17 protein-coding genes are annotated in these 13,869 nt (G+C 64.9%); 6 read left to right on the top strand and 11 right to left on the bottom strand.

Features of this window, described 5'->3' with window-relative positions; translation table 11 throughout:
• Window positions 1-116 precede the first annotated feature (116 nt).
• Window positions 117-875, bottom strand: a complete 759-nt coding sequence (locus tag ACFPU0_RS00190) for a Nif3-like dinuclear metal center hexameric protein (RefSeq protein WP_377690782.1) — start codon at window positions 873-875, stop codon at window positions 117-119.
• Between the two features lie 111 nt (window positions 876-986).
• Between ACFPU0_RS00190 and algW the strand changes: the two genes are divergently transcribed.
• A complete protein-coding gene (gene algW, locus ACFPU0_RS00185; RefSeq protein ID WP_377690781.1) occupies window positions 987-2,138 on the top strand; it encodes a Do family serine endopeptidase AlgW in 1,152 nt (383 codons plus the stop codon).
• A gap of 235 nt (window positions 2,139-2,373) precedes the next feature.
• Here algW and hisC read toward each other — a convergent pair whose 3' ends face one another.
• The 10 genes from hisC to ACFPU0_RS00135 form a co-directional block, all read right to left on the bottom strand.
• Entirely contained in the window at window positions 2,374-3,426 is a 1,053-nt protein-coding gene (gene hisC, locus ACFPU0_RS00180) for a histidinol-phosphate transaminase (RefSeq protein WP_377690780.1), read from the bottom strand.
• Window positions 3,427-3,428: 2 nt separating this feature from the next.
• Entirely contained in the window at window positions 3,429-4,742 is a 1,314-nt protein-coding gene (hisD, locus tag ACFPU0_RS00175; RefSeq protein ID WP_377690779.1) for a histidinol dehydrogenase, read from the bottom strand.
• Window positions 4,743-4,865: 123 nt separating this feature from the next.
• The gene (gene hisG / locus ACFPU0_RS00170; RefSeq protein ID WP_377690778.1) at window positions 4,866-5,501 is read right to left on the bottom strand and encodes an ATP phosphoribosyltransferase; all 636 of its coding nucleotides are present in this window, start codon (window positions 5,499-5,501) and stop codon (window positions 4,866-4,868) included.
• Between the two features lie 90 nt (window positions 5,502-5,591).
• Window positions 5,592-6,857 (bottom strand): UDP-N-acetylglucosamine 1-carboxyvinyltransferase, encoded by a 1,266-nt coding sequence (murA, locus tag ACFPU0_RS00165; RefSeq protein WP_377690777.1) that lies wholly within the window; start codon window positions 6,855-6,857, stop codon window positions 5,592-5,594.
• 20 nt (window positions 6,858-6,877) lie between these two features.
• On the bottom strand, window positions 6,878-7,117 hold the full coding sequence (locus ACFPU0_RS00160) for a BolA family protein (RefSeq protein WP_377690776.1): 240 nt from the start codon (window positions 7,115-7,117) through the stop codon (window positions 6,878-6,880).
• A 109-nt stretch (window positions 7,118-7,226) separates the two neighbouring features.
• The gene (locus ACFPU0_RS00155) at window positions 7,227-7,538 is read right to left on the bottom strand and encodes an STAS domain-containing protein (protein ID WP_377690775.1); all 312 of its coding nucleotides are present in this window, start codon (window positions 7,536-7,538) and stop codon (window positions 7,227-7,229) included.
• Window positions 7,531-8,178 (bottom strand): MlaC/ttg2D family ABC transporter substrate-binding protein, encoded by a 648-nt coding sequence (locus tag ACFPU0_RS00150; RefSeq protein WP_377690774.1) that lies wholly within the window; start codon window positions 8,176-8,178, stop codon window positions 7,531-7,533. The genes ACFPU0_RS00155 and ACFPU0_RS00150 overlap by 8 nt, the downstream gene beginning before the upstream one ends.
• A gap of 11 nt (window positions 8,179-8,189) precedes the next feature.
• Window positions 8,190-8,657 (bottom strand): outer membrane lipid asymmetry maintenance protein MlaD, encoded by a 468-nt coding sequence (mlaD, locus tag ACFPU0_RS00145; RefSeq protein WP_377690773.1) that lies wholly within the window; start codon window positions 8,655-8,657, stop codon window positions 8,190-8,192.
• Entirely contained in the window at window positions 8,657-9,454 is a 798-nt protein-coding gene (gene mlaE, locus ACFPU0_RS00140) for a lipid asymmetry maintenance ABC transporter permease subunit MlaE (RefSeq protein ID WP_377690772.1), read from the bottom strand. Before mlaE ends, mlaD begins: the two co-directional genes overlap by 1 nt.
• Window positions 9,454-10,263: an ATP-binding cassette domain-containing protein gene (locus tag ACFPU0_RS00135; protein ID WP_377690771.1), complete on the bottom strand. Its 810-nt coding sequence runs from the start codon at window positions 10,261-10,263 to the stop codon at window positions 9,454-9,456. The genes mlaE and ACFPU0_RS00135 overlap by 1 nt, the downstream gene beginning before the upstream one ends.
• Window positions 10,264-10,494: 231 nt before the next feature.
• On the opposite strand from ACFPU0_RS00135, the gene ACFPU0_RS00130 reads away from it, so the two are divergent.
• Genes ACFPU0_RS00130 through lptB form a run of 5 tightly spaced genes read left to right on the top strand, consistent with a single transcriptional unit; the run spans window position 10,495 to window position 13,819 of the window.
• The gene (locus ACFPU0_RS00130; RefSeq protein ID WP_377690770.1) at window positions 10,495-11,469 is read left to right on the top strand and encodes a KpsF/GutQ family sugar-phosphate isomerase; all 975 of its coding nucleotides are present in this window, start codon (window positions 10,495-10,497) and stop codon (window positions 11,467-11,469) included.
• Window positions 11,469-11,993: a KdsC family phosphatase gene (locus tag ACFPU0_RS00125; protein WP_377690769.1), complete on the top strand. Its 525-nt coding sequence runs from the start codon at window positions 11,469-11,471 to the stop codon at window positions 11,991-11,993. Before ACFPU0_RS00130 ends, ACFPU0_RS00125 begins: the two co-directional genes overlap by 1 nt.
• An 8-nt stretch (window positions 11,994-12,001) precedes the next feature.
• The gene (lptC, locus tag ACFPU0_RS00120) at window positions 12,002-12,571 is read left to right on the top strand and encodes an LPS export ABC transporter periplasmic protein LptC (protein ID WP_377690768.1); all 570 of its coding nucleotides are present in this window, start codon (window positions 12,002-12,004) and stop codon (window positions 12,569-12,571) included.
• Window positions 12,558-13,094, top strand: coding sequence for a lipopolysaccharide transport periplasmic protein LptA (lptA, locus tag ACFPU0_RS00115; RefSeq protein ID WP_377690767.1), 537 nt, complete (start codon window positions 12,558-12,560; stop codon window positions 13,092-13,094). The genes lptC and lptA overlap by 14 nt, the downstream gene beginning before the upstream one ends.
• Window positions 13,094-13,819 carry an LPS export ABC transporter ATP-binding protein gene (lptB, locus tag ACFPU0_RS00110; protein ID WP_377690766.1) on the top strand — a complete coding sequence of 242 codons (726 nt, stop codon included), beginning with the start codon at window positions 13,094-13,096 and terminating at the stop codon, window positions 13,817-13,819. Before lptA ends, lptB begins: the two co-directional genes overlap by 1 nt.
• Window positions 13,820-13,869 lie beyond the last annotated feature (50 nt).

The following is a 13,869-nucleotide window of genomic DNA, read 5'->3' as shown; positions in this document are numbered from 1 at the left end:
CGGCGGGCCGTGGACGAAGCGGCACTCTAACACAGCCCCTCATTCTATTGAGGGACGTGGTTAGAACGAAACAATCTAGCGATATACCTGCCCGATAGGTGCCTGCAGGCCACGCATCACACGGGGTTCGGGCAATCGATGAAGAGGTGTTCGAGGGCGAAGCGCCGCGCCAGGTAATCCCCCAGCGCCTGTATCCCGTAGCGCTCGGTGGCGTGGTGGCCGGCGGCGATGAAGCTGATGCCGTTCTCCCGCGCACTGTGGAAGGTCTGCTCCGAGGCCTCGCCGGTCAGGTACAGGTCGACGCCAGCGGCGATGGCCTGGTCGATATAGCCCTGTCCGCCGCCGGTGCACCAGCCGATCCGGCTGATCATCCGCTCCCCCTCGACGAGCAGCGGCTCGCGCCCCAGCACCTCACGCACACGGCGGGCGAAGTCGCTGGCGGCCACGGGCTCGACCAGGGAACCGACCAGGCCGACGGTGCGCGGATTGTCCGGCTCCAGCAGGCCTTCGACGATGATGTCCAGCTGACGCGCCAGTTGCACGTTGTTGCCCACTTCGGGGTGCACATCCAGGGGCAGGTGATAGGCCAACAGGCTGATGTCGTTGGCCAGCAGCGTCTTCAGGCGGCGCTGCTTCATGCCCACAACGCACGGATTCTCGCCTTTCCAGAAGTAGCCGTGGTGCACCAGGATCACATCTGCCTCGGCTTCCACCGCTGCGTCCAGCAGCGCCTGGCTGGCAGTCACCCCAGTGACGATCCGGCTGACCTGCGGACGCCCCTCGACCTGCAGGCCGTTGGGGCAGTAATCCTGGATGCGCGAGGCGTTCAGGTAGCGCTCCGCTTCTTCCACCAGGGTATTCAGGGCAATGGCCATGGCATTCCTCACAAGCTGTTGCGGACGACTCGTTTTTGACACGCGCCCTCGTATAATGGCGCCACCTTAAGGGGCACCCCCGCCCCCCGCAACCCTCAGGATTCTCCCTCGATGCTCAAGGCCCTGCGATTTATCGGCTGGCCCCTGATTGTCGGCGTGCTCGTTGCACTGCTGATCATCCAGCAATACCCGAACTGGGTCGGCCTGCCCCGCGAGGAAGTGCATCTGCAGGAAGCGCCCAAGTTCAACTTCACCCGCCAGGGGCCGGACTCCTACGCCGATGCCGTGACCAGCGCTTCTCCCGCCGTGGCCAACCTCTACACCACCAAGATGGTGAGCAAGCCCGCCCACCCACTGTTCGAGGACCCGCAGTTCCGCCGCTTCTTCGGCGACAACCTGCCACGCCAGCGGCGCATGGAGTCGAGCCTGGGTTCGGCGGTGATCATGAGCCCCGAGGGCTATCTGCTGACCAACAACCATGTGACCGCCGGCGCCGACCAGATAGTGGTGGCCCTCAAGGACGGCCGCGAAACCCTGGCACGCCTGGTGGGCAGCGACCCGGAAACCGACCTCGCGGTACTGAAGATCGACCTCAAGGACCTGCCCCCCATCACCCTCGGCCGCTCGGACAACATCCGCATCGGCGATGTCGCCCTGGCCATCGGCAACCCCTTCGGCGTCGGCCAGACCGTGACCATGGGCATCATCAGCGCCACCGGCCGCAACCAACTGGGCCTGAACACCTATGAAGACTTCATCCAGACCGACGCGGCGATCAACCCCGGCAACTCCGGCGGCGCCCTGGTGGACGCCAGCGGCAACCTGATCGGCATCAACACCGCGATCTTCTCCAAGTCCGGCGGTTCCCAGGGCATCGGCTTCGCCATTCCCACCAAGCTGGCGCTGGAGGTGATGAAGGCGATCATCGAGCACGGCCAGGTGATCCGCGGCTGGCTGGGGATCGAAGTGCAACCGCTGACCCCGGAACTGGCCGAATCCTTCGGCCTGGAAGGCCGCCCCGGCATCGTGGTCGCCGGCATTTACCGCGACAGCCCCGCGCAGCGCGCCACGCTGCAGCCCGGCGACATCATCCTCAGCATCGATGGCGAGCCGGCCGGCGATGGTCGCAAGTCGATGAACCAGGTCGCCCGCACCCACCCCGGCGAGAAGGTGAGCATCCAGATCATGCGCAATGGCCAGGAGCTGGAACTGACCGCCGAGGTCGGCGTCCGTCCTCCGCCGAGCAAGAACGGCGGCAGCTGATCCCCGGAAACGGCGCCTTCGGGCGCCGCTTTTCATTACCCACTTCCAGTTCGGACCTGGTTCGACTCTGGACAGGAACTGTTCTCACCGTTCCATCAGCCTCACAGCCGATCTCTGAAGAGGCACCTCCCGCAGACCGATAACCTGTCCTCGGCACACCGCACCAAGAACAAACGCCCAGGAAAAAAGCCGAGGCGGACATCCGCGCTCGGCTTTTCATTCAGCACAGGAAGGCTCAGAGCTTGCCCAACGCCTCGATCAGCGCCTGGTTCTGTTCCGGCGTACCGATGGTGATGCGCAGGAACTGGGCGATCCGCTCCTGCTTGAAGTGGCGCACGATCACGCCCTGCTCGCGCAGGCCGGCGGCAATGCCGGCGGCATCCTTATGCGGGTGGCGGGCGAAGACGAAGTTGGCCGCCGAAGGCAGCACCTCGAAGCCCAGCTTGCCCAGTTCGGCAACCAGCTTCTCGCGGCTGTCGATCACCTTGCGGCAGGTGTCCTCGAAGTAGGCCTTGTCCTCGAAGGCCACCGCCGCGCCGGCGATGGCCATGCGGTCCAGCGGGTAGGAGTTGAAGCTGTTCTTGATCCGCTCCAGGGCCTCGATCAGGTCCGGATGGCCCACCGCCAGGCCCACCCGCAGTCCTGCCAGGGAACGGGACTTGGACAGGGTCTGGGTCACCAGCAGGTTCGGGTAGCGGTCCACCAGGCCGATGGCGGTCTGGCCGCCGAAGTCGATGTAGGCCTCGTCCACCAGCACCACCGAATCCGGGTTGGCCTGGAGCAGACGCTCGATGGCCTCCAGCGCCAGCAGGCAGCCGGTGGGTGCGTTGGGGTTGGGGAAGACGATGCCGCCGTTGGGGCGCGCGTAGTCCTCGACGCGGATCTGGAACTGCTCATCCAGCGGCACCACCTCGAAGGGGATGCCATAGAGCCCGCAGTAGACCGGGTAGAAGCTGTAGCTCACGTCGGGGAACAGCAGCGGCTCGCCGTGCTGGAACAGGCCGTGGAAGGCGTGGGCCAGGACTTCGTCCGAGCCGTTGCCGACGAACACCTGGCTGGGCTGCACGCCGTAGTAGTCGGCCACCGCATGCTTCAGGCGATCGCTGTTCGGGTCCGGATACAGGCGCAGGTTGTCGCCCACTTCGGCCTGCATGGCCGCTACCGCCTTCGGCGAAGGCCCATAGGGGTTCTCGTTGGTGTTCAGCTTGACCAGATTGGCGATCTTCGGCTGCTCGCCCGGAACGTAGGGCACCAGGTCCTTGACGAAGGGACTCCAGAACTTGCTCATCCTCACTCCCCCTTGATTCGATATTCGGCGCTGCGTGCGTGGGCGGTCAGCGACTCGCCACGGGCCAGCACGGACGCGGTCCTGCCCAGTTCGGACGCACCATCGGCCGAACAGAAGATGATCGACGAACGCTTCTGGAAGTCATACACGCCAAGCGGCGAGGAGAAGCGCGCAGTGCCGGAAGTCGGCAGCACATGGTTCGGGCCGGCGCAGTAGTCGCCCAGGGCTTCGGCGGTGTAGCGCCCCATGAAGATGGCGCCGGCGTGTCGGATCTGCGGCAACCAGGCCTGTGGGTCGGCCACGGACAGTTCCAGGTGCTCGGGGGCGATGCGGTTGGCCACCTGGCAGGCCTGGGCCTGGTCGGCCACCAGGATCAGCGCGCCACGGTTCTGCAGCGAGGTGCGGATGATCTCGGCACGCTCCATGGTGGGCAGCAGCTTGTCGATGCTGGCGGCCACCTTGTCGAGGAAGCCGGCATCGGGGCTGACCAGGATGGCCTGGGCGTCCTCGTCGTGCTCGGCCTGGGAGAACAGGTCCATGGCGATCCAGTCGGGATCGGTCTCGCCGTCGCAGACCACGAGGATTTCCGACGGGCCGGCGATCATGTCGATGCCCACCTGGCCGAATACGTGGCGCTTGGCGGTGGCGACGTAGATGTTGCCCGGGCCGACGATCTTGTCCACCTGGGGCACGCTCTCGGTGCCATAGGCCAGTGCCGCCACGGCCTGGGCGCCGCCGATGGTGAAGACACGGTCGACGCCGGCCACGCAGGCGGCGGCGAGGACGATTTCGTTGATCTCGCCACGGGGCGTCGGCACCACCATCACCACCTCGGCGACGCCGGCGACCTTGGCGGGGATCGCGTTCATCAGCACGGACGAGGGATAGGACGCCTTGCCGCCCGGCACGTAGAGGCCGGCGCGATCCAGCGGGGTGACCTGCTGGCCCAGCACGGTGCCGTCGGCCTCGGTGTAGGTCCAGGAATCCTGCTTCTGCTTCTCGTGGTAGCTGCGCACGCGGGCGGCGGCGGTTTCCAGGGCCTGGCGCTGCTCGGGGGTGATGCGGGTGAGGGCCAGTTCCAGCCGCTCGCGGGGCAGGATCAGCTCGGCCATGGAGGCGGCCTGCACGCCGTCGAAGCGCTGGGTGAACTCCACCACCGCGGCGTCGCCGCGCTCGCGCACGGCCTGGATGATATCGAGGACCCGCTGGTTGACCGCGTCGTCCGACACGCTTTCCCAGCTCAGCAGATGATCCAGGTGTCGCGCGAAATCCGGATCAGCGGCGTTGAGTCGGCGGATGGCGATGGGAGCGGTCATAGCGGGCCTCATGAATGGCAAATGCTCGGGCGCCGCTAGAGTAGCAAGCCCACCGTGCGGGCACCCGAGAATAGTGGCTATGACACGGATAGGCGCGTGCGGCGCAGGGCCGCACTCAAGGTGTCAGCTTTGGTGTCGGGACTCGACGGCGTTGCGCAGTACGTCGATCAACGCCTGGATACGCGCGTGCTGCATCTTCATCGATGCCTTGTTGACGATCAGCCGCGAGCTGATGGTGGCGATCAGTTCCTGGGGCTCCAGGCCGTTGGCGCGCAGGGTGTTGCCGGTGTCGACCACGTCGATGATCTTGTCGGCCAGACCTACCAGCGGTGCCAGCTCCATGGAGCCGTACAGCTTGATCACGTCCACCTGGCGGCCCTGCTCGGCGTAGTAGCGCTTGGCGACGTTGACGAACTTGGTGGCCACGCGCAGGCGCCCCTTGGGCTCGGGCGCACCGACCGCACCGGCGGTCATCAGCTTGCAGCAGGCGATCTTCAGGTCCAGGGGCTCGTACAGGCCCTGGCCGCCGTACTCCATCAGCACGTCCTTGCCGGCGACGCCGAGGTCGGCCGCGCCATGCTCGACATAGGTCGGCACGTCGGTGGCACGCACGATGAGCAGGCGCACATCCTCCTGGGTGGTGGGGATGATCAGCTTGCGGCTCTTGTCCGGATTCTCGGTGGGGACGATACCGGCTTCGGCGAGCAACGGCAGGGTGTCGTCGAGAATACGGCCCTTGGACAGCGCGATGGTGAGCATGAAACTGGATTTCCTTGGCTAGGGCCCGTACCGGGCCTGTTGCACGGTCACACCAGGCCGGCCCCGTTCAGGGCCGGCCGGCATTGCGACCTAGCCCGGCACGCGACGGATCTTGGCGCCGAGCAACTGCAGTTTTTCTTCGATGCACTCGTAACCACGGTCGATGTGGTAGATGCGGTCGATCAGGGTGTCGCCCTCGGCCACCAGGCCGGCGATCACCAGGCTCGCGGAAGCCCGCAGGTCGGTGGCCATGACCGGTGCGCCCTTGAGCTTCGGCACGCCGGTGACGATGGCGGTGTTGCCTTCCACCAGGATCTGCGCGCCCATGCGGTTCATTTCGTAGACGTGCATGAAGCGGTTCTCGAACACGGTCTCGATCACCGCACCGGTGCCTTCGGCTACGGCGTTCATGGAGATGAACTGCGCCTGCATGTCGGTGGGGAACGCCGGATAGGGGGCGGTACGCACGTTCACCGCCTTCGGACGGTTGCCCTTCATGTCCAGCTCGATCCAGTTGTTGCCCGCATTGATATGGGCACCGGCCTCTTCCAGCTTCTGCAGCACGGCTTCGAGGATGGTCGGATCGGTGTCCTTGAGCTTCACACGGCCACCGGTAGCGGCAGCGGCCACCAGGTAGGTGCCGGTCTCGATACGGTCGGGCATCACGTTGTAGCGCGCGCCGCCCAGGCGCTTCACGCCGTCGATGGTGATGGTGTCGGTGCCGGCGCCCTGGATCTGCGCGCCCATGGCGATCAGGCAGTTGGCCAGGTCGACCACTTCCGGCTCGCGGGCGGCGTTCTGCAGCACGCTACGGCCGTTGGCCAGCGCCGCGGCCATCATGATGTTCTCGGTACCGGTCACGCTGACGGTATCGAAGAAGAAGTTGGCGCCGCGCAGGCCACCAGCCGGGGCGCGAGCCTTGATATAGCCGCCTTCGACGTCGATCTTCGCTCCCATGGCCTCGAGGCCGCGGATGTGCAGGTCCACCGGGCGCGAGCCGATGGCGCAACCGCCGGGCAGCGCCACTTCGGCTTCGCCGAAGCGAGCCACCATGGGGCCGAGCACCAGGATGGAGGCGCGCATGGTCTTGACCAGTTCGTACGGCGCCACCAGGGTCTTGATGCTGCTGGCGTCGACCTCGACCGCCAGCTTCTCGTCGATCACCGGCTGCACGCCCATGCGACCGAAGAGCTCGATCATGGTGGTGATGTCGTGCAGGTGCGGCAGGTTGGCCACGGTGACCGGGGTGTCGGCCAGCAGGGTAGCGGCGAGGATCGGCAGCGCGGAGTTCTTGGCGCCGGAAATGCGGATTTCGCCGTCGAGGCGTTGACCGCCGGTAATAATCAGTTTGTCCATAGTTCTCTCGGCAGCTGAGCTCAGGTGCGCTCGGCCCAGGCGGCGCGGCTGAAGAATTTCATGGTGACGGCGTGGATGCTGCCATCGGCGATCCAGGCGTTCAGGTGGGCGTAAACCTGCTGTTGACGCTTCACCGGGCTCAGGCCGGCCAGCTCGTCACTGATCAGATTCAACTGGAAATTGCAGCCTTCCCCTTCGACTTCCACCTGGGTACCTGGGAGTTTCGCCTCCAGGAGGCTTTTCACTTCTACGGCCTGCATGCTCAACCTCAATCGGCGCCCAACGCGCGCGGGTCGGCCATGATACAAAAAAGCCCCCCGCCTGCGAACCCCGCGCACGCGGGGCCTGACGGAGGGCCGCCGAACCGGCTCAAGCCTCCATGGGCAGCAGCTCGGTCAACCCGGAAACCTCGGATATCTGCCGCATGTCGTCGGGCAGGCCGCGCAGCGTCAGCGCCTTGCCCGCGGCTTCGGCATCCCGCATGAAGGCGAGTAGCAGCGCGAGACCCACGCTGCTGCTCTTTTCCACCGCCGAACAGTCCAGCACCAGGCGACTGGCGCCGTTGCTCGCGCGGATCAGCTGCCTGCCCGTCTCGCGCAGCTGCGGGCCGGTGCTGTGATCCAGCACGCCGGCCAGCCGCAGCTCACCCGGCACGGCCTGCTCGATACGGGCATCACTCATTGCCTTTCGCCTGCTTGGCTTCGTCGGATTCCTTGGCCTTGGCCACCACGTCCGCCCAGCCGTTGATGGTCTTGTCCAGATCGTTGCCGTTGCGCTGCATGGCATCGGCGAACTGGTCGCGGAACAGCTTGCCGATATTGATGCCATTGATGATCACGTTACGCAGCATCCACTGCCCGTTGATGTTCACCATGGTGTAGGACACCGGGTAGATGGCACCGCTGCGACCGGTGACTTCCATGCCTACGCTGGTGCGCTGGGGGTCTTCCTGCTTGGCAGGCAGCACCCGGATGTTCTGGTTGTCGTACTCCAGCAGGGCGTTGCCGTAGAACTGGATCAGGCTGCGCTTGAAGTTCTCCTGGAAACGGCTCATCTGCTCGGGCGTGGCCTTGCGCGAGTACTTCACCGTCATGATGCTGCGCGAAATGCCGTCGGCGTCCACCACCGGGCCGAGGATGCGATTCAGCGAGTCGTAGAAGGCATTCGGGTCGCTGCGGTACTGCTGCTTGTTGGCCTTGAGGTCGGTCAGCAGCTGGTCGGTAGCCTTCTGGATGACTTCGTGCGCGCTCGGTGCGGCGGTGGCCAGCAGAGGCAGAGCCGCCAGCAGCACCAGCAGGCCGTTACGCAGGGCTTTGATCATGTTTCGAATCCTCATTTGCTTTCTTTGTTGACCGTGTTCAGCAGGAACTTGCCGATCAGGTCTTCCAGCACCAGGGCCGACTGGGTGTCGCGGATGGTACCGCCCTCCTTGAGCAGCTCCTCGTCGCCACCGACGCTGATACCGATGTACTTCTCACCCAGCAGGCCCGCCGTGAGGATGGACGCGGTGGAGTCCGCGGGCAGGTTGTCCACGCGCTTCTCGACTTCCATCGTCACGCGACCGGTGTAGCTGTCGCGATCCAGGTCGATGGCGGTGACCTTGCCGATGGTGACACCGGCCATGGTTACCTTTGCTCTGACAGTCAAACCGGCAATATTGTCGAAATGGGCATAAAGCTTGTAGGTATCGTCACTGGCGCCATAGGACAGACCGCTGACCCGCAGGGCCAGAAGCAGCAAGGCCAGCAGACCGGCCAGGAGGAACAGGCCGACACCAATCTCCAAGGTGCGGATTTGCATCAGAAATCTCCAAACATCAAAGCGGTCAGGATGAAGTCCAGCCCCAGCACGGCCAGAGAGGCGTAGACCACGGTTTTAGTCGTTGCGACGCTGATCCCTTCCGAGGTCGGCTCGCAGTCATATCCCTGGAACACGGCGATCCAGGTCACCACGAAGGCGAACACGACGCTCTTGATCACGCCGTTCAGCACATCCTCGGTGAATTCAACGCTGTTCTGCATGTTGGACCAGAAAGAGCCCTCATACACTCCCAGCCAGTCCACGGCCACCATGGCGCCACCCCAGATGCCCACCACGCTGAAGATGATCGCCAGCAGGGGCATCGAGATGAAGCCTGCCCAGAGACGTGGCGCAATGATGTACTTGAGCGGATCGACGCCGATCATCTCCAGGCTGGACAGCTGCTCGGTGGCCTTCATGTTGCCGATCTCGGCGGTCAGCGCGGAGCCCGCGCGGCCGGCGAAGAGCAGGCCGGTCACCACCGGGCCCAGTTCACGCAGCAGCGTCAGGGCGACCATCTGCCCCACGGCCTGCTCGGAACCGTAGTCCACCAGGATGTTGTAGCCCTGCAGGGCCAGCACCATGCCGATGAAGACACCGGATACGACGATGATCGCCAGCGACAGCACGCCGACCGAGTAGAGCTGTTTGACCAGCAGGTGGAAGCCCTGGCCCACACCGGTGCGGCCGAACAGGGCATGCATCAGGAACAGCGTGGAGCGCCCCAGCGCCTCCACCACGTCGAGACCGGAACGCCCGAGCAGGCGGATGCGCTCGAGCAAGGACTTCTTGCGCATCAGCGCCCCCCCAACAGGTCTTTGCGGTAATCAGGCGCCGGGAAATGGAAGGGTACCGGGCCATCCGGAATGCCTTTCATGAACTGGCGGATACGCGGGTTATCGGAATCCATCAGCTCCTGGGGAGTCCCCTGCCCCAGGACCTGGGCATCTCCCACCACATAGAGGTAGTCGGCGATGCTGGCGGTCTCGGCCAGATCGTGGGAGACCACTATGCTGGTGATGCCGAGGGCATCGTTGAGCAGGCGGATCAGCCGCACCAGCACGCCCATGGCGATGGGGTCCTGGCCGACGAACGGTTCGTCGTACATCAGGATCTGCGGGTCCAGGGCGATGGCGCGCGCCAGTGCGACGCGGCGCTTCATACCACCGGAAAGCTCATCGGGCATCAGATCGATGGCACCGCGCAGGCCGACGGCCTGAAGCTTCATCAGGACAATGTCACGAATCATTTCCTCGGGGAGCTTGGTATGCACCCGCAACGGGAAAGCGACGTTCTCGAACACATCCAGGTCGGTGAACAGGGCACCGCTCTGGAACAGCACCCCGAACTCCTTGCGCATGTCGAACAGGTCGGATCGCGACAGCTTCGGCAGGTTCTGGCCATTGACCCAGACTTCGCCGCTGGCGGGCTTGAGCTGGGCGGCGATCAAACGCAGCAATGTGGTCTTGCCGCAGCCCGAAGGCCCCATGATGCCGGTGACCTTGCCGCGCGGGATGCGGATATCGACATCTTGGAAAATGCTGCGCGTACCGCGCTTGAAGGTAACCCCCTTCAATTCCACGGCATAGGCGTTTTCGGCGCTCATCTAGACTCCTTGCGATACAGCCTCCCTGAAAGACGACGCGCCCCGACGCCAGGACACCCCGCCCAGGACGGGCCGAACAAGGGGCGAACTATATCACCGCGCCCCGGCGCCTCCCAAGGCCGCGCCGGCCCATGTTCAGGTTTGCGACAGCTTCCACGGCATTGGCGCGTGAGCTGAATCACCTTTATCGCTATAATCCCTGCCTTTTCCTTCGGCAACTACACGCCTTCCATGAGCCAATCCAGCGATCTGACCAAGTCCGCCAAACGTACTATCCAACTCGAACGCGAGGCGATCGACGCCCTTCTGCAGCGCATCGACGGCGATTTCGTTCGCGCCTGCGAGCTCATCCTGGCCTGTAAAGGGCGCGTCGTGGTGGTTGGCATGGGCAAGTCGGGGCACATCGGCAAGAAGATCGCCGCCACCCTGGCCAGCACCGGCACCCCGTCCTTCTTCGTCCACCCGGCCGAAGCCAGCCACGGCGACATGGGCATGATCACCCCCGACGACGTGGTCCTGGCCCTGTCCAACTCCGGCTCCACCGCCGAAATCGTCACCCTGCTGCCGCTGATCAAACGCCTGGGCATCACCCTGATCAGCCTGACCGGCAACCCGGATTCCGCCCTGGCCAAGGCCGCCGAGGCCAACCTGGACGCCCGCGTGGACCAGGAAGCCTGCCCGCTGAACCTCGCCCCCACCTCCTCCACCACGGCCGCCCTGGTACTGGGCGACGCCCTGGCCATCGCCCTGCTGGAAGCCCGAGGCTTCACCGCGGAGGATTTCGCCTTCTCCCACCCCGGCGGCGCCCTCGGCCGTCGCCTGCTGCTGAAGGTCGAGAACATCATGCACGGCGGTGACAACCTGCCCAACGTCGTCCGCGGTACCCCGCTGCGCGAGGCGCTGCTGGAAATGACCCGCAAGGGCCTGGGCATGACCGCCGTGCTGGAAAGCGACGGCCGCCTTGCCGGCATCTTCACCGACGGCGACCTGCGCCGCACCCTGGACAAGGGCGTCGACGTGCGCCTGGCCAGCATCGACGAGGTCATGACCGCCCACGGCAAGACCGTGCGCCCGGACATGCTCGCCGCCGAAGCCCTGAAGATCATGGACGACCACAAGATCAACGTGCTTGTGGTGGTCGACACGGACGACCGCCCCATCGGCGCCCTGCACATCCACGACATGACCCGCGCCGGAGTGATCTGATGAGCAATGAACTGCTTGCCCGCGCCAAGTCGGTCCGCCTGGCGGTGTTCGACGTCGACGGCGTGCTGACCGATGGCCGCCTCTACTTCCTGCCCGGTGGCGGCGAATTCAAGACCTTCAACACCCTCGACGGCCAGGGCATCAAGATGCTGATGAACGCCGGCGTGCGCACCGCCATCATCAGCGGCCGCCAATCCGAGGTGGTCGAGCGCCGTGCGCAGAACCTCGGCATCCAGCACCTGTTCCAGGGTCGCGAGGACAAGCTGGTGGTACTCGACGGCCTGCTCGCCGAGCTCGGCCTGACCCATGACCAGGTCGCCTACCTGGGCGACGACCTGCCCGACCTGCCGGTGATCCGCCGCGTCGGCCTCGGCATGGCGGTGGCCAGCGCCGACGCCTTCGTGCGCCAGCACGCCCATGGCGTCACCCAGGCCCGCGGTGGCGAAGGCGCGGCCCGCGAATTCTGCGAGCTGATCCTGCGCGCCCAGGGCAGCCTGGAAGCGGCCCAAGCCGCCTATCTCTGAGGCCTGCCATGTCGAAGAACTTCCGCCTGGCGCTGATCCTGACGCCCATCGCCGCGCTGCTCATCGCGCTCGGCTACTGGAACATCCGCCCGGAAAGCTTCATGGACCGAACGCCAGCCCAGGGCAATGAAAACGCCATCGACTTCTACGTCGAGAACGGCAAGAGCACCCAGTTCCAGGCCGACGGCAAGCTGCATTACGAAATGACCGCCACACACCTCGAACATATCAAGGCCACTGATGTCACATTGCTGACCAATCCCGACCTGCTGCTGCATCGCGGCACGGCCTTCCCCTGGCACGTGCAGAGCGAGCGCGGCGAAGTCGGCCCCGAAGGCAAGCAGGTTGAACTGATCGACAAGGTCAGGGTGGCCCGCACCGATGCCAAGGGCCGTCCCACCATCCTGACCACCAGCCGCCTGACCGTGTTCCCCGACGAGGAATATGCGCAGACCCAGCAAGCCGTTAGAATCGAGGCGGCAAATGGGGTGACCACGGCGAATGGAATGAAAGCGTACTTGAATGACAGCAGGATGCTCCTGCAGTCCAACGTAAGAGGCCAGCATGAGGTTCGTTAAAACCCTCCCCCTGTTGCTCAGCCTGGGCGCCGCACTCGGAAGTGCCGCCGCCTGGGCACTGCCTTCTGACCGCGATCAGCCGATTCGCGTGCAGGCCGACAGCGCCGAGCTCGATGACAAGCAAGGTGTCGCGGTCTACCGCGGCAATGTGGTGATCACCCAGGGCACCCTGAAGATCACCGGCGACACTGTCACCATCACCCAGGACGCCAACGGCGACGTCGAAGTCTTCACCTCGGTGGGCAAGCCTGCCTACTACGAACAGAAGCCGGCGGTGGACAAGGAAATCGTCAAGGCCTATGGCCTGACCATCCAGTACTTCGCCGCCAACGAGCGCATCATCCTGCTCGACCAGGCCAAGGTGGTCCAGGAAGGCAACACCTTCGAAGGCGAGAAGATCGTCTACGACACCCAGCGCCAGATCGTCAATGCGGGCCGCGCCACCGGCGCCAATGTCAGCACTCCGCGACCGCGGATCGACATGGTGATCCAGCCGAAGAAGAAAGAGCAGAAAGCACAGTAATGGCGACCCTCAAAGCCCAGCACCTGGCCAAGAGCTACAAGAGCCGCCAGGTGGTCCGCGACGTCAGCCTGTCCATCGACAGCGGTCAGATCGTCGGCCTCCTCGGCCCCAACGGCGCGGGCAAGACCACCTGCTTCTACATGATCGTCGGCCTGGTGAGGGCCGACCAGGGCCGCGTCCTGATCGACCAGCAGGACGTCACCCACCAGCCCATGCACGGCCGCGCCCGTGCCGGCATCGGCTACCTGCCGCAGGAAGCCTCGATCTTCCGCAAGCTCAGCGTCGCGGACAACATCATGGCGATCCTCGAGACCCGCAAGGACCTCGACCGCGCCGGACGCCGCAAGGAGCTGGAAAGCCTGCTGCAGGAATTCCACATCAGCCACATCCGCGACAGCCTCGGCATGAGCCTGTCGGGCGGCGAGCGCCGCCGCGTGGAAATCGCCCGCGCGCTGGCCACCTCCCCCAAGTTCATCCTGCTGGACGAACCCTTCGCCGGCGTGGACCCGATCTCCGTGGGCGACATCAAGCAGATCATCCACCACCTCAAGGCGAAGGGCATCGGCGTGCTGATCACCGACCACAACGTCCGCGAGACCCTGGATATCTGCGAGACCGCCTACATTGTCAGTGAAGGCCAACTGATCGCCGAAGGCGATGCCGAGGCCATCCTGGCCAACCAGCTGGTGAAGGACGTCTACCTGGGCCACGAGTTCCGCCTGTAACCGCAGGCGAATTCGTCTGCCGGACGACTTGCGGTAACTAGGAAAATCCT

Source organism: Pseudomonas sp. GCM10022186 (assembly GCF_042656385.1).
In the GTDB taxonomy this organism is placed as follows: Bacteria; Pseudomonadota; Gammaproteobacteria; order Pseudomonadales; family Pseudomonadaceae; genus Metapseudomonas.
This window is presented reverse-complemented; position numbering and strand designations above follow the sequence as displayed.

What these genes read in the sequence shown, in the direction of transcription:
- ACFPU0_RS00190 (WP_377690782.1), bottom strand. Translation starts at nt 875, where the DNA reads ATGGCCATTGCCCTGAATACCCTGGTGGAAGAAGCGGAGCGCTACCTG.
- algW (WP_377690781.1), top strand. Translation starts at nt 987, where the DNA reads ATGCTCAAGGCCCTGCGATTTATCGGCTGGCCCCTGATTGTCGGCGTG.
- hisC (WP_377690780.1), bottom strand. Translation starts at nt 3,426, where the DNA reads ATGAGCAAGTTCTGGAGTCCCTTCGTCAAGGACCTGGTGCCCTACGTT.
- hisD (WP_377690779.1), bottom strand. Translation starts at nt 4,742, where the DNA reads ATGACCGCTCCCATCGCCATCCGCCGACTCAACGCCGCTGATCCGGAT.
- hisG (WP_377690778.1), bottom strand. Translation starts at nt 5,501, where the DNA reads ATGCTCACCATCGCGCTGTCCAAGGGCCGTATTCTCGACGACACCCTG.
- murA (WP_377690777.1), bottom strand. Translation starts at nt 6,857, where the DNA reads ATGGACAAACTGATTATTACCGGCGGTCAACGCCTCGACGGCGAAATC.
- ACFPU0_RS00160 (WP_377690776.1), bottom strand. Translation starts at nt 7,117, where the DNA reads ATGCAGGCCGTAGAAGTGAAAAGCCTCCTGGAGGCGAAACTCCCAGGT.
- ACFPU0_RS00155 (WP_377690775.1), bottom strand. Translation starts at nt 7,538, where the DNA reads ATGAGTGATGCCCGTATCGAGCAGGCCGTGCCGGGTGAGCTGCGGCTG.
- ACFPU0_RS00150 (WP_377690774.1), bottom strand. Translation starts at nt 8,178, where the DNA reads ATGATCAAAGCCCTGCGTAACGGCCTGCTGGTGCTGCTGGCGGCTCTG.
- mlaD (WP_377690773.1), bottom strand. Translation starts at nt 8,657, where the DNA reads ATGCAAATCCGCACCTTGGAGATTGGTGTCGGCCTGTTCCTCCTGGCC.
- mlaE (WP_377690772.1), bottom strand. Translation starts at nt 9,454, where the DNA reads ATGCGCAAGAAGTCCTTGCTCGAGCGCATCCGCCTGCTCGGGCGTTCC.
- ACFPU0_RS00135 (WP_377690771.1), bottom strand. Translation starts at nt 10,263, where the DNA reads ATGAGCGCCGAAAACGCCTATGCCGTGGAATTGAAGGGGGTTACCTTC.
- ACFPU0_RS00130 (WP_377690770.1), top strand. Translation starts at nt 10,495, where the DNA reads ATGAGCCAATCCAGCGATCTGACCAAGTCCGCCAAACGTACTATCCAA.
- ACFPU0_RS00125 (WP_377690769.1), top strand. Translation starts at nt 11,469, where the DNA reads ATGAGCAATGAACTGCTTGCCCGCGCCAAGTCGGTCCGCCTGGCGGTG.
- lptC (WP_377690768.1), top strand. Translation starts at nt 12,002, where the DNA reads ATGTCGAAGAACTTCCGCCTGGCGCTGATCCTGACGCCCATCGCCGCG.
- lptA (WP_377690767.1), top strand. Translation starts at nt 12,558, where the DNA reads ATGAGGTTCGTTAAAACCCTCCCCCTGTTGCTCAGCCTGGGCGCCGCA.
- lptB (WP_377690766.1), top strand. Translation starts at nt 13,094, where the DNA reads ATGGCGACCCTCAAAGCCCAGCACCTGGCCAAGAGCTACAAGAGCCGC.